Raw genomic sequence first — 20,728 nt, 5'->3', positions numbered from 1 at the left:
CAAGGGCTGCCTCTTCGCTTCACCGCGCACTCTGTTGTTGGGCCAGCAGGTCAAGATAGGCGCCTTCGATCAACTGGGATGGCGCCACCCCGAGACGCGCCATGATCTCATGGGCCTCCTGTATCCCCGCTTCGAGCGGTTCCTCATCTTCCAGCACTACCTCCAGCTCGAGAAAGTGGCCTAGCCTCTCGACCCGATCGAGATGGATCCGGGTTCTGCCGACCAGAAACAGGGTGCGTGTCTTCTGCACCCGACCTATCTGGCCACAGGCCAGGCTGAGGGTCTCTCGCAGGCTGTCCGGCTCGCTCGTTGGAGTGACCTGATAGAAGCTCTCCTTGGGCCCCTGCCGATCGGCTCGGCGGTAGAAGATGAGCTCACCGCTACTGTGGGAGAGGGTGCGCAGCTTGAGTCGGCCTGACTCGCAGCGAAAGAAAGTATCATCCTGCGCAATCTCGACGGGGCCCCGATCGGCGATGGCGGCCGCCTTGGGGAGGAGGGCGTCGATCCGTGTGATCTGGGCTTTGATCTCGATATTTCGGGGCATGGTATGAGGGGCTCCTTGGGAACTACAGTGCCTAACCTATCACAGATAGCACATGCCGGCGGCCAGGCATGCCACCAGTTTCGTGAACCGCAGCACAGTCTGTCGCCGACAAAGCAGAAATCGAACAGATTCACTAAAGTAAGACCCTGGTGGCGCCGATAGTCTCTACCAAGATGGGGGTATTCCTGGCCTCCTGTCACCACAAGGATTTGTAGTCATGACACTCTCGTTGCGCGGCAAGCTGCTCGCGACCAGCCTGGGGGTAGTGCTGCTGATGGCTGCCCTGCTCGGTATCGTCGCCTTCCACACCCTCAAAACACGGACCCTTGACGCCATCCAGAGCGAGGCGGTCAACTACGGTCACGCCCACTCGGTGGCCATCGGCAACTGGATGGCGGATCGCAAGCACGCGGTCGATGCCCTGGCCGCCGTCATTGCCGACAATCCCCAGGCGACCCTGGTGCCGCACCTGCTGCAGACCCGCACCTCCGGCGGCTTCGGCCTGACCTATTTCGGCTCGGCGCAGGGGGCCATGACCCGCCACGATCCCTCCCTCAACACCGCCAACTACGACCCCAGGGTGCGCCCCTGGTATCAGAGCGCCAGCAAGGCGGGCAAGCTGATCGTCACGCCTCCCTACGTCAGCGTGACCATGCAGCAGATGGTGGTGACCCTGGCGGAGCCGGTGAGTCATCAGGGTCAGGTGATCGGGGTGGCGGGGGCGGATCTCTCCCTGGATGCCCTGATCGACGAGGTGCTGGCCATGAAGGTACAGGGGGAGGGCTACGCCATGCTGCTGGACAGCTCCGGCCTCATCGTCGGCCACCCGCAGAAGGAGCTGGCCCTGAAACAGGTGGCCGAGCTGGCCCCCGGCCTCACAGGGGCGACCCTGGAGGGCTGGAGCCGGGACGGCGAGCTTCACGTCGCCACCATCGCGGGGCGTGAGGTGCTGCTGTCGGTGCAGGGGGTGCCAGGCACCGACTGGCTGCTTGCCATGGTGATGTACAAGGATGTGCTGGAGGCGCCCTTCGCCAGCCTGCTGTGGCAGCTGGTGGGGCTGACCCTGATGCTGCTGCTGGTGTTCAGCGCCCTGCTCATCGCCATGTTCAACTACCTCTTCGCCGATCTCGGCCGGGTGTCAAAGGCGCTGGCCGACATCGCCCACGGCGAGGGAGATCTCACCGTGCAGATCGCGGCTCACAGCAAGGACGAGGTGGGGCTGCTGGCCCAGAACTTCAACCTGTTCGTGGCCCGGCTGCACGGCATCGTCAGCCGGTTGCGGGACGTCACCATCGAACTGGCTGCCCAGTCGCGGACCCAGGCGGCGGGGGCCGAGGCGCGCAGCCAGCGGGTGCGCGAGCAGCAGGACGAGATCGTCATGGTGGCCACCGCGGTGACCGAGATGGCGTCCGCCACCCAGGAGATCGCCGGCAATGCCGAGTTTGCCGCCACCACCTCCGGCGATGCGGTCAGACTGGCCGTGGCGGGTCAGTCCCAGGTCGGCCAGAGCCAGCGCAGCATCACGGGGCTGGCGGGGGAGGTCTCCGACGCCAGCCAGACCATCCACGAGCTGGATGGCCACGCCCAGCAGATCAGCGGCATTCTGGCCACCATCAGCGGCATCGCCGAGCAGACCAACCTGCTGGCCCTGAACGCCGCCATCGAGGCGGCCCGGGCCGGGGAGCAGGGGCGCGGCTTTGCTGTGGTAGCGGACGAGGTGCGGGTGCTGTCGCGCCGCACCCACGACTCCACCGCCGAGATCCAGCTGATGATCGAGGCGCTGCAGCAGACCACCCGCCGCGCCGTGGGGGGCATGGAGACCAGCCGCCAGCTGGCGGGCACCAGCGTGGAGGACGCCGAAGCGGCGAATCTCAGCCTGGGCAGGATCAACGAGGCCATAGGCGCCATCAGCGACATGGCGACCCAGATCGCGGCGGCGGCCGAGGAGCAGACCTCGGTGACCGGCGAGATCAGCCGCAACACCGAGAATATCCGCCACGTCTCCCAGGCGCTGGCGTCCCAGGCTGGCGAAGAGGCCGCCCAGGCGGCCCAGCTCAAGTCTCTCACCGAGCGGCTGGAGCAGGAGATCGGGCGCTTCCGGCTCTAGGCTGGGACCCGGATGTGACAAAGGCGACCCCGGGGGTCGCCTTTATTCATGTGGTGTATGGATGTTTTCTCGTCATGCACCTGCTGAATAATGCCGTGCTCCGGCCTCGAAACCGGCCCGATCAGGGGCTCAGAGGGGTTTGATGTAGCTGTAGAACTCGATATCCCGCTGGTAGCCGTGCCCCTCGTAGAGCGCCTGGGCCTGCCGGTTGTCGGTGGCGGTGCTCAGCATCAGAAAGGCGGCGCCCGTCTCCTGGCCGTGGCGATCGGCCCGCGCCAGCAGCGCCTGGGCCACCCCCTGCTGGCGGGCCGCCGGCGCCACGAACAGATCGTACAGCAGCCAGATGCGTTTCAGGGCGAGGGAGCAGAACAGGGGATAGAGGTGGGCAAATCCCAGCACCTCTCCCTCCTCGCTCTGGGCCACGAAGAGCACCGACTCCCCGGCGGTGCAGCGCTCCATCAGGAAGGCCCCGGCGGCCTCGGGCTCGGCAGGCAGCCGGTAGAACGCCCGGTATTGCACGAACAGGGGGGTGATCCTGGGAATGTCCGGGGGAGTGGCCTGGAAGATCCTCATGGGGTGTTCCCGGCCGGATCCTGGCTGACCCAGATAAGCTGGTCGGTGGCAAAGCCGAGCCCCCTGGCCCGCTCGACCAGGGCCTCTACCTTCTCCTTGGGCGGATGGGGCGTGCGGGAGAGGATCCAGAGGTACTGGAGGTTGTAGCTGCTCACCAGGGAGAGGTCATAGTCCGTCGCCAGCACGTTGTAGCTGCCGTAGAAGGGGCCGAAAAAGCTCACCTTGAGGCGCCCCTCATCGCTGTTGCCCACGAAGTAGGCGCGCCCCTCGGCCTCGCGCCACTCCCCCTCTTCATCCTGCCCCCGGTTGATCACCCTGACGCCGCCGTCATCCCGCAGGCTGTAGCTGGCGGTGACCCGGCTCAGGCCGCGCTCGAAGCCGTGATCGAGGCGGGCCACCTCGTACCAGGTGCCGAGATAGCGGTCGAGCTGGAAGGGCTTGACCACCTGGTGCCCCGGTGGAATGCCGGTGCAGGCGGTGGCCAGCAGGGTCAGAGCGAGCAGGATCAGTGTGCGCATGTCATCCCTCCACGATACGCAGTTGTCCCGAGCGGAAGCGTGCCGCGTGTTCGCTCGGGGTGTTGCCGAAGAAGCGTTTGTATTCGCGGCTGAACTGGGAGCCGCTCTCGTAGCCTACTCTGTCCGCCGCCACCCCGGCCTTGAGGCCGTCGTGCAGCATCATCAGCCGCGCCCGGTGCAGGCGCAGGGTCTTGATGTACTGCAGGGGCGAGGTGGCGGTGGCCGCCTTGAAGTGGTGGTGGAAGGCCGAGACGCTCATGTTCGCCTCCCGGGCCAGCTCCTCCACCGTCAGGTTCTCGGTAAAGCGCTGCTCCATGATACGCAGCACCCGGGCGATCTGGCTCACCTGGCTGTGACGGCTGGCCATGGCCAGCAGGGCGGGGGCTCCCCCCTCGTGCAGGGCGTGGAACAGGATCTCGCGCACTATCTGGGGCCCCAGCACCCGGGCGTGCAGCGGCTTGTCCATCACGTCGATGAGGCGCTCCACCGCGCAGAGCATGGTCTCGGAGAGGGGCACGGAGACCACGCCGCGACCGGGCTCCGCCGGGGCGGGGGCGGCATCCCCCATCTCCAGCAGCAGGGCCTGCAGCGCCGCCACGTCGATCTCCACCGAGAGCCCCACCAGGGGGGCTTCGGGGGAGGCGAAGCACTCGCACTCGCAGGGCAGCGGCAGGGTCATCATCAGGTAGTGCTCGGGGTCGTAGCGGAAGGTGAAGTCCGAGAGATAGCCCACCTTGTGCCCCTGCAGGATGATGATCATGCGCGGCCGGTAGAGCACAGGGATGCGGTCGTGGTGCTCGGTGGTGTAGATGAGGTGCACGCCGGGCACTGGGGCGGCGGTGATCCCCGGGTGCGGCGCCAGGGCGGCGAGGCGGCTGGCGAGGGCGGACTGGTGGGTCGCCGCGATGGGCTGATTTGTACTCATTTATCCAGGCTCAGTAGAAATAGGCAAGAAATCGGCAGAAAGATCCCTTGATGGTAGGTGGTTATAAGAGAAAAATGCAACCCATACCTTACCGACTACGATCACCCCAGGAGATCCCATGAACAACTTCATCCTGCACACCCCCACCAAGGTGCTGTTCGGCAAGGGCCAGGTGGCCCAGCTGCGCGGCCAGATCCCGGCCGACGCCCGTGTCCTCATCACCTACGGCGGCGGCAGCGTGGTGCGCAGCGGCCTGCTGGCGCAGATCCGCAGCGAGCTGGCGGGCCTGACCCTGTTCGAGTTCGGCGGCATAGAGCCCAACCCGGCGTACGAGACCCTGATGGGCGCCGTGGAGCTGGCCCGTGCCGAGCGGGTCGACTTCCTGCTCGCAGTTGGCGGTGGCTCCGTGCTGGACGGCACCAAGTTCATCGCCGCGGCCGCCCACTACGATCTGGCCAGGGAGCCCTGGCACATCCTCGAGACCGTGGGCGGTGAAGTGGCTTCCGCCATTCCCCTCGGCGCCGTGCTGACCCTGCCGGCCACCGGCTCCGAGATGAACATGGGGGCCGTCATCACCCGCAGGAGCACAGGGGACAAGCAGCACTTCTTCTCCCCCTTCGTGATGCCGCGCTTCGCCGTGCTGGATCCCGTGCTCACCTACACACTGCCGGCCCGTCAGGTCGCCAATGGCGTGGTGGATGCCTTCATCCACACCCTGGAGCAGTACCTCACCTACCCGGTGGACGCCAAGGTGCAGGATCGCTTCGCCGAAGGGCTGCTGCTGACCCTGATCGAGGAGGGCCCCAAGGCGCTGGTTGAGCCGGAAAATTACGACGTGCGCGCCAACATCATGTGGAGCGCCACCCTGGCGCTCAACGGTCTGATCGGCGCCGGCGTGCCCCAGGACTGGGCCACCCACATGCTGGGTCACGAGCTGACCGCCCTGCACGGCCTGGACCACGCCCAGACCCTGGCGGTGGTGCTGCCCGCCCTGCTGCAGGCCAAGCGTGAGCAGAAGCGCGCCAAGCTGCTGCAATACGCCGAGCGGGTCTGGGATCTGCGCAGCGGCAGCGAGGCCGAACGCATCGACGGCGCCATCGCCGCTACCCGCGACTTCTTCGAGCGGATGGGGGTCAAGACCCGGCTGCGGGACTACGGCCTGGCCGACGCCAATATCGACGCCCTGCTGGCCAAGCTCGAAGAACACGGCATGACGGCGCTCGGGGAGCGCGGCGACATCGACCTGGTGCAGAGCCGGCATATTTATGAAGCCGCCTGGTAAGAGGCGAGAGACCAGTTCCGGCCTTGTCCGGGGTTGAATCAGGGGGCCCGCTCCCGCCTTGTGGCGGCGGCGCGGCCCCCGAGTCGTTACAAAACGGTTACTTTTTCCCCTTTCATCTCATCTGATGAGCCAACGGCAGATTTCATAAGAACAAAAAACGCTAAGGTAGAGGCTCGGCAAAACATTTTTTTTGACTGGTTGGATCACTTTTTTCAGCGCATTTTGCTGGTATAAGCCACTAATTTGGTTTGTTTTTTTTAATCATGAGCCGGGATGGGCTGAATTCTGTACCCGCTCGCTCGGGGTCGTGGTTGTAATAAAACTCCAAAATTTGATACTAATCACCTTCGCGCCTGAAAAGCGGGGGCCTGACCATGACAGGAGGTTGAGGTAAAGCCTGCTGATTTTCATAACAAAGGGCCCGTGACCTGCACTTTGATCATGCCTTGTCCCCTCAGACATGAGAGACTGGGCAATGATTGTTTATTAACCATCAGGGAATAGTCATGCAGATTGGAATACCGAGAGAGAGTCTCGCCGGTGAGACCCGGGTCGCAGCGACCCCGGCCACCGTCGAGCAGCTGAAAAAGCTCGGCTTCGAGGTCGCCATCGAGGCCGGTGCCGGCCAGCTGGCCAGCTTCGATGATGCCGCCTTCGAGGCTGCCGGTGCCAGCGTGGTGCCGAGCGTCTGGCAAGCCGACCTTGTCTTCAAGGTCAACGCGCCGACCGATGCCGAGATCGCACAAATTAAGGATGGTGCCACCCTGGTGAGCTTCATCTGGCCTGCCCAGAACCCCGAGCTGGTCAAGAAGCTGTCCGAGCGCAACATCAATGTGATGGCGATGGACATGGTGCCGCGGATCTCCCGTGCCCAGTCCCTCGATGCCCTCTCCTCCATGGCCAACATAGGTGGCTATCGCGCCGTGGTCGAAGCCGCCCACCAGTTCGGTCGCTTCTTCACCGGTCAGATCACCGCCGCCGGCAAGGTTCCGCCCGCCAAGGTGCTGGTGATCGGTGCCGGTGTGGCCGGTCTGGCTGCCATCGGGACTGCCGGTTCCCTCGGCGCCATCGTGCGTGCGTTTGACACCCGCCTGGAAGTGGCCGAGCAGATCGAGTCCATGGGTGGGCAATTCCTCAAGCTGGACTTCGGCGGCGAAGATGGCGCCTCCAGCGACGGTTATGCCAAGGTGATGAGCGAAGAGTTCATCAAGGCCGAGATGGAGCTGTTCGCCCAGCAGGCCAAGGAAGTGGACATCATCATCACCACCGCCCTGATCCCGGGCAAGCCGGCACCCAAGCTGATCACCAAGGAGATGGTGGACAGCATGAAGCCGGGCTCCGTCATCGTGGACATGGCGGCCCAGGCCGGCGGCAACTGCGAATACACGGTACCGGGTGAACTGCATGTCACCGACAACGGCGTCAAGGTGATCGGTTACACCGATCTGCCGGGTCGTCTGCCCGCCCAATCCTCCCAGCTCTACGGCACCAACCTGGTGAACCTGATGAAGCTGATGTGCAAGGAGAAGGACGGCAAGGTCGCCATCGACTTCGAAGACGTGGTGCAGCGCAACATGACGGTGATCCAGGCCGGTGAAGTGACCTTCCCACCCCCCGCCATCTCCGTCTCCGCCGCACCGCAGAAGCCGGCCGCCGCCAAACCGGCAGCCAAGAAAGAAGAGGCCAAGCCCTCCAACAAGAAGTTCGTGTTCGGTGCCCTCGGCATCGCCGCCTTCGGTTGGGTCGCTGCGGTGGCACCTGCCGCCTTCCTCTCCCACTTCACCGTCTTCATCCTGGCCTGCGTGGTCGGTTACTACGTGGTGTGGAACGTCTCTCACGCCCTGCACACGCCGCTGATGTCGGTCACCAATGCCATCTCCGGCATTATCGTGGTCGGTGCCCTGCTGCAGATTGGGCAAGGGTCGACCCTGGTCACCGTATTGGCCTTTATCGCCGTGCTGATTGCCAGTATCAACATCTTCGGTGGCTTCACCGTCACTCAGCGCATGCTGAAGATGTTCCGTAAGGATTAAGGGGGTTTAACGTGTCTCAAGGACTGGTAACAGCATCCTATATCGTTGCCGCCGTGCTCTTCATCCTCAGTCTCGCGGGACTGTCGAAGCAAGAAACGGCCAAGCATGGCAACCTGTTCGGTATCGCGGGGATGGCCATCGCCCTGCTCGCCACCGTCTTCAACCCGGAAACCAGTGGCGTGCACTGGATCATCCTGGCCATGGTCATCGGCGGCGCCATCGGCGTGCGTCTGGCGCTCAAGGTCGAGATGACAGAGATGCCCGAGCTGGTGGCCGTGCTGCACAGCTTCGTGGGCATGGCGGCGGTGCTGGTGGGCTTCAACAGCTTCATCGACTTGCACCCCTCCGCACCCGCTGAGGTGGTGGTCTCCGTCGGCTCCAACCTGGATGCGACCCTGGCTGCGGCCCGGGCGGCGTTCGAGCAGGCGGCCAGCGTCGCCCAGGTCGAGCACCTCTCCGGCGCCATGCTGAACATACACCTGGTGGAAGTCTTCCTCGGCGTCTTCATCGGTGCCGTGACCTTCACCGGTTCCGTGGTGGCGTTCGGCAAGCTGCGTGGCCTGATCTCTTCCAAGCCGCTGATGCTGCCGCACCGCCACAAGCTGAACCTGCTGGCCGTGGTGGTCTCCATCGCGCTGATGATCCACTTCGTCAACGCCGGTGGCTCCACCTTCGCCCTGCTGCTGATGACCCTGATCGCCTTCGCCTTCGGCTGGCATCTGGTCGCCTCCATCGGCGGCGCCGACATGCCGGTAGTGGTCTCCATGCTGAACTCCTACTCCGGTTGGGCGGCGGCGGCGGCGGGCTTCATGCTCTCCAATGACCTGCTGATCGTGGTGGGTGCCCTGGTGGGTTCCTCCGGTGCCATCCTCTCTTACATCATGTGCAAGGCGATGAACCGCTCCTTCATCTCTGTCATCGCCGGTGGCTTCGGCTCCGACGGTGTGGCCTCCACGGCCGATCAGGAGATGGGCGAATACCGCGAGACCAACGCCGAAGACGTGGCCGACATGCTGAAGAACGCCAGCTCCGTCATCATCACCCCGGGCTACGGCATGGCGGTGGCGCAGGCCCAGTACCCGGTTGCCGAGATAACCCACAAGCTGCGCGAGCGCGGCGTCAAGGTGCGCTTCGGTATCCACCCGGTTGCCGGTCGTCTGCCTGGTCACATGAACGTGCTGCTGGCGGAAGCCAAGGTCCCCTACGACATCGTGCTGGAAATGGACGAGATCAACGAGGACTTCAGCGACACCGACGTGGTGCTGGTGATAGGTGCGAACGACACCGTCAACCCGGCCGCCATGGAAGATCCGGGCAGCCCCATCGCCGGCATGCCGGTGCTGGAAGTGTGGAAGGCGCAGAACGTCATCGGCTTCAAGCGCTCCATGAACACTGGCTACGCCGGTGTCCAGAACCCGCTGTTCTTCAAGGAGAACACCCAGATGCTGTTTGGCGATGCCAAGGCCAGCGTCGAGGCCATCCTGAAGGCGCTCTAAGGCCGATGGGATGAGACAAGAGGAGGCTTCGGCCTCCTTTTTTATTGCCCGCTTTTCACGGGGGCGGGCAAGACATTGATGACAAAGGGCCTTGGCCGGGAGGGGCGATCCGTTGCCGGCGGCAGGGCAGCAATCCGGTGACGTTGCCCTCGCTGGAAGGCATAATGGCGGCAAAAGGCGAGGGGGCTCAATTTTATTTGAGGCTCGTGCCACTAGAATCAAATAAAGTGACATGGACGGGGTGGCCCGGCGGGCGGCCCTCCAGATAGCACCCATACCCTCATACGATGCCTGCGGCACAGTGAACCAGAGAAACCACAGATGAAAGCACAATGGACCGACTTTATTACTCTGCTCAAGCGTGAAGTGGTGCCGGCCCTGGGCTGCACCGAGCCCATGTCGGTGGCGCTGGCCGCCGCCAACTGCCGCAAGCTGCTGGGGCAGGATCCGACCCGTATCAGCGTCTGGGTCAGCGGCAACCTGTTCAAGAACGGCATGGGGGTCGGGGTCCCCGGCACCGGCATGATAGGCCTGCCGGTGGCCGCCGCCGTCGGCATCACGGGGGGCAACCCGGATGCGGGTCTGGAGGTGCTCAAGACCCTCACCCCGGCCCAGGTGGACGCCGCCAAGGCGCTGCTGCCCATCATCAAGGTGGATGTGAAGGACGTGCCTGACGTCCTCTACGCCGAGGTGCTGGCCGAGGCCGACGGCCACAGCGCCCGGGTGGTGATCTGCACGGATCACACCCGCATAGTGCTGCTGGAGAAGGATGGCGAGGTGCTGATGGAGCAGGACAGTGCCCCCGGGGTGCAGATCCAGCCCGCGAAATCCGACAAGCCCGCCATGACGCTGCGGGAGATCGTGGAGTTCGCGTTGCAGGCGCCGCTGGCCGAGATCGACTTCATCCGCGAGGCCGCCACCATGAACCAGGCGCTGGCGGACGAGGGCCTGCAGGGCTATGGCCTGCGCATCGGCAAGATCCTCACCGAGCAGGTGGAGCGCAAGCTGCTCTCGGACGATCTGATGACCCTGGCCATGCGCCTCTCTTCTGCCGCATCGGACGCGCGCATGGACGGCGCCATGCTGCCCGCCATGTCCAACTCGGGCTCGGGCAACCAGGGCATAGCCGCCACCATGCCGGTGGTCGCCGCCGCCCGCTTCCTCAAGGCCGATGACGAACAGCTGGCCCGGGCGCTGGTGATGAGCCACCTGGTGGCCATCTACATCAAGGCCTACCAGAACAAGCTGTCGGCCCTGTGCGCCGCCAGCACAGCCGCCATGGGCTCGGGCGCCGCCATCACCTGGCTGCTGGGAGGCCAGTTCGAGCAGATCAGCCACTGCATCAACAACATGATTGGCGACGTCTCCGGCATCATCTGCGACGGTGCCGGCAGCGCCTGCTCCATGAAGGTGTCGACCTCCACCTCGGCGGCGGTCAAGTCGTCGCTGATGGCCATCAACAACCTGCACGTGCCCCAGAGCGAGGGCATAGTCTCCGACGACGTGGACCAGACCATAGCGAACCTGGGCCGCCTCTCGAAACAGGGGATGCTGGACACCGACATAGAGATTATCAACATCATGCGGGCCAAGCAGCAGGGCAAGGCTGGCTGATGAGGGGGGCGGCACTGGCCGCCCCCGGTTTTTGCAGATATCGACGTCACCCCGAACGGGGGGCGTGCCGCCACGATGCGGCCAGTTTCGGGGCGAGGTGCAGGGTGCGCCCGTCCATCCATCTCGGGCCTCGCCCGTTTATTTTTGGGGAATATCATGACTCTTAGCGTTATCGGTAATCTGGCCATCTTGGTCATGTTGCTGCTGTTTCTCTACCGCTTGCAGCAGACCCACGTCAGCTTCACCCGCCGCGTCTTCTCGGGGCTGGGGCTCGGGGTCCTGTTCGGCTGGGCCTTGCAACTGCTGTACGGTGTCGGCTCCGAGGTGCTGGTCCAGACCGGCGACTACCTGGATCTGGTCGGCAGCGGCTATGTGAAGCTGCTGCAGATGATCATCATCCCGCTCATCATGGTCTCCATCATAGGCGCCATCCTCAAGCTCTCCGGCGGCAGCGCCCTCGGCAAGATCAGCGCCCTGACCATAGGGGTGCTGATCTTCACCACCATGATCGCCGCCGGGGCCGGGATACTGATGTCCAACCTGTTCGGCCTGAGTGCCGAGGGGCTCACCGCCGGCGCCGCCGAGACGGCCCGTGGCGCGGCCCTGCAGACCAGCCTCGGCAGCGTCGAGAGCATGTCCCTTGCCAAGATGGTGCTGGAGTTCATTCCGGCCAACCCCTTCCTCGACATGACGGGGGCGCGCAAGACCTCCACCATAGCCGTGGTGATCTTCTCCATCTTCATCGGCCTCTCCGCCACCGGCATCGCCCGCAAGCAGCCCGAGATCTTCGCCAGCTTCGAGCGCTTCATGGGGGTCGCCCACGCCATCGTCATGCGGATGGTGACCCTGGTGCTGCGCCTCACTCCCTATGGTGTGCTGGCGCTGATGGCCAAGGTAGTGTCCGGCTCCAACTACGCGGACATCATCAACCTGCTGAACTTCGTGCTGGCCTCTTACGGTGCCATCGCCATCATGTTCCTGGTGCACCTGCTGCTGGTCAGCCTGGTGGGCATCAACCCGCTGCGCTTCCTGAAGAAGATCATGCCGGTGCTGGCCTTCGCCTTCACCTCGCGCACCAGTGCGGGCTCCATCCCGATGAACGTGCAGACCCAGACCCGGGCCCTCGGCATCCCGGCGGGCATCGCCAACTTCGCCGCCTCCTTCGGCGCCACCATAGGCCAGAACGGCTGTGCCGGCATCTACCCGGCCATGCTGGCGGTGATGATAGCCCCGACCGTGGGGGTCAATCCCCTGGATCCCGGCTTCATCATGACGCTCATCGCCATCATCACCGTCAGCTCCTTCGGGGTGGCCGGTGTGGGGGGCGGCGCCACCTTCGCGGCGCTGATCGTGCTCTCCGCCCTGGACTTCCCGGTGGCCCTGGCGGGGCTGCTCATCTCCATCGAGCCCCTCATCGACATGGGTCGTACCGCCCTCAACGTCTCCGGCTCCATCACCGCCGGCACCCTCACCAGCCGGCTGATGGGACAGACCGACATGGCCGTCTTCAACGGCGATGCCGAGGTAAGCCTGGACGGGGAAGAGTCCAGGGTCTGACCTGGCCTCATCTTCTGATTTGTATATGAAAAGGGGAGGCGAAGCCTCCCCTGTCGTGACTGGAGTCAAGCTATGCGTATTGTGATCATCGGTGGCGAAGCCGCCGGCATGAGTGCGGCGGCCAAGGCGCGCCGTCTGGCCAGGGACGCCGAGATTGTGGTGTATGAAGCCTCAGAGGTGATCTCCTTCGGCGCCTGTGGTCTGCCCTACTTCGTGGGGGACGATTTCCAGGAGCCCGGCTACATGGCCGAGTTCACCCCGGAGCAGTTCGCCGCCAAGGGGATCGAGGTGAAGATTGGCCACAGGGTGCTGAGTCTGGATGCGGCCGCCCAGACCCTGGTCGTCGAGCACAAGGGCGACAGCTTTACCGATAGCTACGATCGGCTGATGATCGCCACCGGTGCCCGCGAACAGATGCCCCCCATCCCCGGCCTGCAGCAGCAAGGGGTGTTCGGCCTGCGCCGCATGAGCGATGGGTTGGCGCTCAAGACTGCGGTGCAGGATCCGCGCAGCAAGAAGGCGGTGGTGATCGGCTCCGGCTTTATCGGGCTGGAGGTGGTCGAGGCCCTGGTCCATCAGGGCAAGGAGGTGCGTCTCATCGAGCTGGCCGAGCGGGTCATCCCCGAGGCGTTCGATGGCGAGATCACCCAGCACATCGAGACCGAATTGCGGGAGCAGGGCGTCTCCCTGCATCTCGGCGAGCGCGTCCAGGCCTTGCTGGGGGAGGGCCGGGTCAGCGGCGTGCGCACCGACCAGGGGGAGTACGAGGCCGATATCGTCGTGGTCTGCACCGGGGTCAGGCCCAACACCGAGTTCCTGGCCGACAGCGGCATAGCGCGGCTCGGCAACGGCGCCATCGAGGTCGACCGTCAGGGGTGCAGCTCGCTGGCCAATGTCTGGTCGGCGGGGGATTGCGCCAGCGTCTGGCACAGCGTCAAGCAGCAGCAGGTCTATGTGCCGCTCGCCACCATAGCCAACAAGCTGGGGCGCATGGTGGGGGAGAACCTGGCGGGGGCCGAACAGGAATTCCCGGGCACGCTCGGCTCGGCGGCGCTCAAGGTGCTGGGGCTGGAGGCGGGCCGCACCGGTCTTTCCGAGCAGGAAGCCAAGGCGATGGGCATCGACTATCGCACCGTGGTGATCAAGGACAAGTGTCACACCAACTACTGCCCGGGCCAGTCCGACATTCACGTCAAGCTGGTCTATGAGGCGGGCAGCAAGCGGCTGCTGGGGGGCCAGATCCTGGGTCGCAAGGGGGCGGTACACCGCATCGACGCCCTGGCGGTGGCCATCACCATGGGGGTGACCACGGATCAGCTCGGCATGCTGGACTTCGCCTACGCGCCCCCCTTCTCCCGCACCTGGGACGTGCTTAACGTGGCGGGCAACGTCGCCAAGTAGCTGGGCAGTCATGGCGGCGCTTGCCTATGCGCTCTTTTTCCATGCTTGGGATGCACTCAACGTGCGGGCAACGTGGCCAAGTAGCTGAATGGAGATGACGGCGCATGCAGGGCGCCGTCATGGGAGGTGCACTCTGCGGGCAGATTGCAGCCATAAAAAAACCGATGCCAAGGCATCGGTTTTTTGTCCCCGTCATGCTCAGCCGCGGCCGAGGCGATTGTCCGGGTAGTTCTTGGCCAGCACTTCGCGGGCGTGGCGGGCCAGGGTCGGCATCTTCAGGGTATCGTAGGCGTTGACCATGATCTCCAGTGCCTTCTCTGTCTCCACTGTGTCGGGATAGGTCTCGACCACCAGCTTGGCGCGGTTGGCTGCGGCGATCAGGGCATCACGCTTCACGTAATACTCGGCCACCCCCAGATCGTAGCGGGCGAGGCGGGTCTTCAGACCGACCATGCGGGCACGGGCATCGGCCGCATACTGGCTGTTCGGGTAGTTCTGCAGCAGGGTCTTGAAGTCCTGGAAGGCCTGACGGGCGTAGGAGGGGTCCTTGTCGTCCCGATCGATGCCCAGGAAGTCCTGGAAGAAGTTGTAATCCGCCGCCATGTTGGTCAGACCGCGCATGTAGAACACGTAATCGATGTTCTTGTGCGCCGGGTTGAGGCGGATGAAGCGGTCGATATTGGCGATCGCCTGGGCGGTATCATCCTGCTTGTAGTAGGCGTAGATGAGATCGAGCTGCACCTGGTTGGAGTAGGCGCCGAACGGATAACGAGAGTCCAGCGCTTCCAGCAATTCGATGGCATTCAGGTAGTTGCCTGTGTCCAGTTTGAGACGGGCTTTCTGGTACAGAACTTCCGGCGGTTCGTCGGGAACCTTGGGTTTGGTGCTGGAACAGCCAGTGATCAGCGTAGCGACCAAGGCGAGCGACATCAGCAGGCGAGACTTCTTTCCCATCAACAACATCCGGTCCATTTCCACGAAATTGGCAAAGTATCCGTTATGCTTGGCTAAAAGAAAAGCTAGAATACCCGGATTATTTCGAATTGATACCCCCGCTCAAGAGACCATACATGAGCCAGCATATTGAACTGACAGGCGAATTTCAGGATCACCAATTCGGGCAGCGACTCGACCAGGCCCTGGCCGAATTGTTTCCAGACTACTCCAGAACCCGCATCAAGGAGTGGATTTTACAGGACAGAGTGACCCTGGACGGTCAGGTTGCCAATACCCCGCGCGAGAAAGTGGTGGCCGGGCAGCAGGTACATGTAGATGTCGAGTTGGAAGATGACACCCGCTGGGATGCCCAGAACATCGACCTCAACATCGTCTATGAAGATGAACACATTCTGGTGATCGACAAGCCGGCCGGTCTGGTGGTCCACCCGGGCGCCGGCACGCCGGACGGCACCATACTGAACGCCCTGCTGCACCGCTACCCCGGCATCGCCGAGGTACCCCGTGCCGGCATAGTGCACCGTCTGGATAAAGACACCACTGGCCTGATGGTGGTTGCCAAGACGATCCCGGCCCAGACCCATCTGGTGGAGGCGCTGCAGGCGCGTCAGATCACCCGTGAATACGAGGCCGTCGCCATAGGTCACATGACCGCAGGCGGCACTGTGGATGCTCCCATCGGTCGTCACCCGACCCAGCGTACCCATATGGCTGTGGTGCCCAATGGCCGTCCTTCCGTGACCCACTACCGGGTGCACGAGAAGTTCCGTGGCCACACCCGTCTGCGTCTGCGTCTGGAAACCGGTCGTACCCACCAGATCCGTGTCCACATGGCGCACATCAAGCATCCGCTGGTGGGGGATCCCGCTTACGGTGGCCGTCTGCGCCTGCTGCGCAATGCGACCCCTGAGCTGACCCTGGCCCTGCGCAACTTCAACCGCCAGGCGCTGCACGCCACCATGCTGAAGCTGGCTCACCCCATCACCGGCGAAGTCATGGAGTGGCACTCTGCCACGCCGCAAGACATGCTGGATCTGATGGAAGTGCTGCGTGCCGATACGCTCGCCAATCCGGATGATTTAGTCTGGAGTTGATGCCAGGTCGGTACCGATGAGAGTGCTGCGTACAGTTAACGCTCGCCAACCCGGACGATCTGGTCTGGAGCTGATGCGATAGGGCCTGCGTCGGTTTCTGCCGCCGTCCGGCCCGAAGAGATGACAAACGGGGTTCCCTTTCAGGAGCCCCGTTTTTATATCCGTGAATGGAAGGAGTCACAGATGAACTGGATTGAACCCGACTGGCCCGCTCCTGGCAATGTCAGGGCCCTGTCGACCACCCGGGATGGCGGCCTGAGCGAAGGGGTCTTCGCCGGTCTCAACCTGGGTGCCCATGTGGGGGACGAGCCGGCACGGGTCGAGGCCAACCGTGTCCGCCTGCAGCAGGCGGCGCAGATCCCCGGGCCCCTCAACTGGCTCAACCAGGTGCACGGCATCGCAGTCCATAGGGTCGGCAGCGACTATGAAAAGGCGCCGGATGCCGATGCGGCCTGCGCCCACGAGGCCGGGCAGGCCTGCATAGTGATGACGGCCGACTGCCTGCCGGTGCTGTTCTGCGATCGGGCCGGCACTGTGGTGGCTGCCGCTCATGCCGGCTGGCGTGGGCTGAAGGAGGGGGTACTGGAAGCCAGTATCGCCGCCATGGGCTGCGAACCGGGGGAGATCCTGGCCTGGCTTGGCCCGGCCATCGGCCCCGCTGCGTTTGAAGTGGGTGGCGAGGTGCGCGAGGCCTTTATGGCGGAGCAGGGCGAGGCGGATGCCGCCTTCGTGCCTTCCAGCCATGAGGGCAAGTGGCTGGCGGATATCTACCAGCTGGCCCGATTGCGCCTGGCCCGCGCCGGTGTGAATGCTGTCTATGGCGGCGAATACTGCACCTTCAGCGACAGCGAGCAGTTCTACTCTTATCGCCGCGATGGCCAGACCGGCCGCATGGCCTCCATCATCTGGCTGACGCCTTGACGAATCTCCCGCCCTGCATCTTGCAAGGGCGGGGATCCTGCCAGCGCCCTCGTTGCAGAAAAAATAACCAGGCCCGCCCCTTGAAATAGCCCGTACGGGCCTCATCTTTCATCTCAGAAAGTTATGTTGTTTGCCGCGCAAGCGGCGTGTCTGTTTCAAAGGGGGAGTGCAATGCGCCTCGATCGCCTGACCAGCAAATTCCAAGTCGCTATTTCCGATGCCCAGTCTCTCGCACTGGGTCGTGACCACCAATTCATCGAACCCGTCCACCTGATGACTGCCCTGCTCAATCAGGATGGCGGCTCCATCCGCCCGCTGCTGACCCTGACCGGGATGGACATCAATGCCCTGCGCTCCCGTCTCGGCGAGGAGCTAGACCGCCTGCCCAAGGTGAGCGGCGTCGAAGGGGACGTGCAGCTTTCCAACGGCCTCGGCCGTCTGCTCAATGTCTGTGACAAGCTGGCCCAGCAGCGCAAGGATCAATTCATCTCGTCCGAGCTGTTCGTGCTGGCAGCCCTCGACGAGAAGGGCAACCTGGGGGAGCTGCTGCGCGCCCAGGGGCTGACCAAGGAAAAACTCGAGCAGGCCATCGACAAGGTCCGTGGCGGCAAGAAGGTGGATGATGCCAACGCCGAGGAGAACCGCCAGGCGCTGGAGAAGTACACCATAGACCTCACCGAGCGGGCCGAACTCGGCAAGCTCGACCCCGTCATCGGGCGGGATGAAGAGATCCGCCGTACCATCCAGGTGTTGCAGCGCCGCACCAAGAACAACCCCGTGCTGATCGGGGCCCCCGGCGTCGGCAAGACCGCCATCGTCGAGGGGCTGGCCCAGCGCATCATCAACGGCGAGGTGCCGGAAGGGCTCAAGAACAAGCGGGTGCTGTCGCTGGACATGGGGGCCCTGGTGGCCGGTGCCAAGTATCGCGGCGAATTCGAGGAGCGGCTGAAAGCCGTGCTCAGCGATCTTGCCAAGGAGGAGGGCAGCGTCATCCTCTTCGTGGACGAGCTGCACACCATGGTCGGCGCCGGCAAGGGCGAGGGGGCCATGGACGCTGGCAACATGCTCAAACCCGCCCTGGCGCGCGGCGAGCTGCACTGCGTCGGTGCCACTACCCTCGATGAATATCGCCAGTATGTGGAGAAGGATGCCGCCCTGGAGCGCCGTTTCCAGAAGGTGCTGGTGGAGGAGCCCTCGGTGGAGGACACCATCGCCATCCTGCGTGGCCTGAAGGAGCGCTATGAGCTGCACCACCATGTGCAGATCACCGACCCGGCCATCGTGGCGGCGGCCCAGCTGTCCCACCGCTACATCGCGGATCGCCAGCTGCCTGACAAGGCCATCGACCTCATCGATGAGGCGGCGGCCAGCATACGGCTGCAGATCGACTCCAAGCCGGAGTCCCTGGACCGCCTCGAGCGGCGCATCATCCAGCTCAAGCTGGAGCAGCAGGCGCTGATGAAGGAGGACGACGACGCCAGTCGCAAGCGGCTCGATCTGCTCAACCATGAGCTGACCGAGAAGGAGCGGGAATATAACGAGCTGGAAGAGGTGTGGAAGGCCGAGAAGGCCGCCCTCGCCGGTACCCAGCACATCAAGGCGGCGCTGGAGCAGGCCCGTCAGGATCTCGAGGTGGCCCGCCGGGCCGGGGATCTCGGTCGCATGTCCGAGCTGCAATATGGCCGCATCCCCGAGCTGGAGAAACAGCTGGATCTTGCCACCCAGGCGGAGATGCAGGAGACCAGCCTGCTGCGCAACCGGGTCACCGATGTGGAGATCGCAGACGTGCTGGCGCGCTGGACCGGTATTCCGGTGGCGCGGATGCTGGAAGGGGAGCGCGACAAGCTGCTGCGGATGGAGGATCAGCTGCACAGCAGGGTGATCGGTCAGGAAGAGGCGGTGGACGCAGTCTCCAACGCCATCCGCCGCTCCCGGGCCGGGCTCTCCGATCCGAACCGCCCCATCGGCTCCTTCCTGTTCCTGGGGCCCACCGGGGTGGGCAAGACAGAGCTGTGCAAGGCGCTGGCGGAGTTCCTGTTCGATACCCAGGACGCCATGGTGCGCATTGACATGTCCGAGTTCATGGAGAAGCACAGCGTGGCCCGTCTGGTGGGGGCGCCTCCGGGATACGTGGGCTACGAGGAGGGGGGTTATCTCACCGAGGCGGTACGCCGTCGCCCCTACTCGGTGATCCTGCTGGACGAGGTGGAGAAGGCGCACCCGGACGTGTTCAACATACTGCTGCAGGTGCTCGATGATGGCCGCCTGACCGATGGTCAGGGCCGCACCGTCGATTTTCGCAACACCGTGGTGATCATGACCTCCAACCTCGGCTCGGATCTCATCCAGGAGCACTACGCCGAGAAGGACTACGAGGAGATGAAGTCCCTGCTGATGGAGCTGTTGACCCGCAGCTTCCGCCCGGAGTTCATCAACCGGATCGACGAGACTGTGGTGTTCCACCCGCTCGGCGAGGATCACATCAAGTCCATCGCCCGGATCCAGCTCAAGAGCCTGATGGGTCGTCTGGAGTCCCAGGGCTTCGAGGTGGAGGTGAGCGAGGAGCTGCTGACCAAGCTGGTCCACGCCGGCTTCGATCCCGTCTACGGGGCGCGTCCCCTCAAGCGGGCCATTCAGCAGAAGGTGGAAAACCCGCTGGCCCAGGCCCTGCTCAGCGGTCGGGTCATCCCCGGCAAGCGGCTGCTGCTGGGTGCCGACAGCAACGGGCTCACCATGACCCAGTGATGGGTTGTCGACTCAAAACGCAGGCCTTGTGCCTGCGTTTTGTTTTCAGGGGGATTGAGATGCTGACGTTTTCCGTCTTGGTGGATGATGAGGTTCATCTGCCTGGTTGTCTGCCCGAGCGAGGGTTGGCGCTGCTGCTGGAGTGTGACGGCCTCAGGGTGTTGTTCGACAGTGGTCGGGGCCGGGCGCTGCGCCATAACGCCGCCGTGATGGGGGTCGATCTCGGCTCCCTCACCCACGTCGTGCTGTCCCACGGTCATTACGACCATGTGGGTGGCATCGGCTCCCTGCCCGTCTACCCCGATCCCATCCCGCTGATCGCCTGCCCGGATGTGTTCAATGAGCGGGGCTACTTCCTGCCGTTGCTGCCCCGGCGCTACAACCTCTACCGCCTCTCGGGCGATCTGGATCCGCAACAACTGGCGGCGAGAGGGCTGCTCCCTCACTGTTCGGCCGAGCCGGTCTGGCTGTCCGAGCGGCTGGTGTTCCTGGGATCCATACTGCGACGGGATCAGGCCAGACCCTCCTTGCTGGGTTACATGGTGCGAGGCGGGCGAGTGGAGAAGGATCTCATCAGCGACGACTCGGCGCTGGTCTACAAGAGCGAGCAGGGCCTCATCGTCTTCATCGGCTGCGGTCATGCCGGGGTCGAGAACATAGTGCAGCGGGCCAGGGAGGTGTGTGCCGACGATAGAGTGCACGCCGTCATCGGCGGCCTACACCTGAAATTTTCCGGCCCGCGGCGGGCGGCGGCGCTGGGGTCCTATCTGCAACGGGAAGGGGTCGGCAGCCTCTTTGCCTGCCACTGTACCGGCAAGTGGAAGGTGGGGCTGCCACGGCAAACCCAGATAGGGGCGGGTTTTGAGCATGTGTTCCCGTCCCAGAAACAGTGAGCCTGAGCCAGGGGGGAAGCGAGCCCGGCCAGTGCGGCGGCGATGAGGCCATCGGCCAGCACCACGCC

At 64.1% G+C, this 20,728-nt stretch carries 16 protein-coding genes; 11 read left to right on the top strand and 5 right to left on the bottom strand.

Features of this window, described 5'->3' with window-relative positions:
- Nucleotides 1–19: 19 nt before the first annotated feature.
- On the bottom strand, nucleotides 20–544 hold the full coding sequence (locus tag HB860_RS18170) for a class IV adenylate cyclase (RefSeq protein WP_247627534.1): 525 nt from the start codon (nucleotides 542–544) through the stop codon (nucleotides 20–22).
- 217 nt (nucleotides 545–761) lie between these two features.
- Here HB860_RS18170 and HB860_RS18165 point away from each other — a divergent pair, with 217 nt between their 5' ends.
- A complete protein-coding gene (locus tag HB860_RS18165) occupies nucleotides 762–2,651 on the top strand; it encodes a methyl-accepting chemotaxis protein (protein ID WP_247627533.1) in 1,890 nt (629 codons plus the stop codon).
- A gap of 129 nt (nucleotides 2,652–2,780) precedes the next feature.
- Here HB860_RS18165 and HB860_RS18160 read toward each other — a convergent pair whose 3' ends face one another.
- Genes HB860_RS18160 through HB860_RS18150 form a run of 3 tightly spaced genes read right to left on the bottom strand, consistent with a single transcriptional unit; the run spans nucleotide 2,781 to nucleotide 4,667 of the window.
- Nucleotides 2,781–3,224 (bottom strand): GNAT family N-acetyltransferase, encoded by a 444-nt coding sequence (locus HB860_RS18160; RefSeq protein WP_247627532.1) that lies wholly within the window; start codon nucleotides 3,222–3,224, stop codon nucleotides 2,781–2,783.
- On the bottom strand, nucleotides 3,221–3,742 hold the full coding sequence (locus HB860_RS18155; protein WP_247627531.1) for a lipocalin family protein: 522 nt from the start codon (nucleotides 3,740–3,742) through the stop codon (nucleotides 3,221–3,223). Before HB860_RS18155 ends, HB860_RS18160 begins: the two co-directional genes overlap by 4 nt.
- 1 nt (nucleotide 3,743) lies before the next feature.
- Nucleotides 3,744–4,667 (bottom strand): AraC family transcriptional regulator, encoded by a 924-nt coding sequence (locus HB860_RS18150; RefSeq protein WP_247627530.1) that lies wholly within the window; start codon nucleotides 4,665–4,667, stop codon nucleotides 3,744–3,746.
- Between the two features lie 118 nt (nucleotides 4,668–4,785).
- On the opposite strand from HB860_RS18150, the gene yqhD reads away from it, so the two are divergent.
- From yqhD to HB860_RS18120, 6 genes are all read left to right on the top strand, one after another.
- The gene (yqhD, locus tag HB860_RS18145; RefSeq protein ID WP_247627529.1) at nucleotides 4,786–5,949 is read left to right on the top strand and encodes an alcohol dehydrogenase; all 1,164 of its coding nucleotides are present in this window, start codon (nucleotides 4,786–4,788) and stop codon (nucleotides 5,947–5,949) included.
- A gap of 506 nt (nucleotides 5,950–6,455) precedes the next feature.
- Entirely contained in the window at nucleotides 6,456–7,982 is a 1,527-nt protein-coding gene (locus tag HB860_RS18140; RefSeq protein WP_139437940.1) for a Re/Si-specific NAD(P)(+) transhydrogenase subunit alpha, read from the top strand.
- A gap of 11 nt (nucleotides 7,983–7,993) precedes the next feature.
- Nucleotides 7,994–9,478, top strand: a complete 1,485-nt coding sequence (gene pntB / locus HB860_RS18135) for a Re/Si-specific NAD(P)(+) transhydrogenase subunit beta (protein WP_139437938.1) — start codon at nucleotides 7,994–7,996, stop codon at nucleotides 9,476–9,478.
- A gap of 321 nt (nucleotides 9,479–9,799) precedes the next feature.
- Entirely contained in the window at nucleotides 9,800–11,092 is a 1,293-nt protein-coding gene (locus HB860_RS18130) for a serine dehydratase subunit alpha family protein (protein ID WP_139437936.1), read from the top strand.
- A 156-nt stretch (nucleotides 11,093–11,248) separates the two neighbouring features.
- Nucleotides 11,249–12,649, top strand: coding sequence for an L-cystine transporter (locus tag HB860_RS18125; RefSeq protein ID WP_247627528.1), 1,401 nt, complete (start codon nucleotides 11,249–11,251; stop codon nucleotides 12,647–12,649).
- 72 nt (nucleotides 12,650–12,721) lie between these two features.
- A complete protein-coding gene (locus tag HB860_RS18120; protein WP_247627527.1) occupies nucleotides 12,722–14,050 on the top strand; it encodes a CoA-disulfide reductase in 1,329 nt (442 codons plus the stop codon).
- 198 nt (nucleotides 14,051–14,248) lie between these two features.
- Here the strand turns inward: HB860_RS18120 and HB860_RS18115 are convergent, their stop codons facing one another.
- Complete coding sequence (locus tag HB860_RS18115) at nucleotides 14,249–15,004, bottom strand: outer membrane protein assembly factor BamD (RefSeq protein ID WP_162852238.1); 756 nt, start codon at nucleotides 15,002–15,004, stop codon at nucleotides 14,249–14,251.
- 116 nt (nucleotides 15,005–15,120) lie between these two features.
- Between HB860_RS18115 and rluD the strand changes: the two genes are divergently transcribed.
- From rluD to HB860_RS18095, 4 genes are all read left to right on the top strand, one after another.
- Complete coding sequence (rluD, locus tag HB860_RS18110) at nucleotides 15,121–16,101, top strand: 23S rRNA pseudouridine(1911/1915/1917) synthase RluD (protein ID WP_005324417.1); 981 nt, start codon at nucleotides 15,121–15,123, stop codon at nucleotides 16,099–16,101.
- Between the two features lie 183 nt (nucleotides 16,102–16,284).
- Nucleotides 16,285–17,022 (top strand): peptidoglycan editing factor PgeF, encoded by a 738-nt coding sequence (gene pgeF, locus HB860_RS18105; protein WP_247627526.1) that lies wholly within the window; start codon nucleotides 16,285–16,287, stop codon nucleotides 17,020–17,022.
- A 171-nt stretch (nucleotides 17,023–17,193) separates the two neighbouring features.
- Nucleotides 17,194–19,767, top strand: coding sequence for an ATP-dependent chaperone ClpB (clpB, locus tag HB860_RS18100; RefSeq protein ID WP_202047611.1), 2,574 nt, complete (start codon nucleotides 17,194–17,196; stop codon nucleotides 19,765–19,767).
- A gap of 59 nt (nucleotides 19,768–19,826) precedes the next feature.
- Nucleotides 19,827–20,660, top strand: coding sequence for an MBL fold metallo-hydrolase (locus tag HB860_RS18095; protein WP_247627525.1), 834 nt, complete (start codon nucleotides 19,827–19,829; stop codon nucleotides 20,658–20,660).
- Nucleotides 20,661–20,728 lie beyond the last annotated feature (68 nt).

It is taken from the genome of Aeromonas genomosp. paramedia (assembly GCF_023093515.1).
Lineage (GTDB): Bacteria > Pseudomonadota > Gammaproteobacteria > Enterobacterales > Aeromonadaceae > Aeromonas.
Note: the sequence above shows the minus strand (reverse complement) of the source record. Positions and strands in the feature narration are given on the sequence as shown.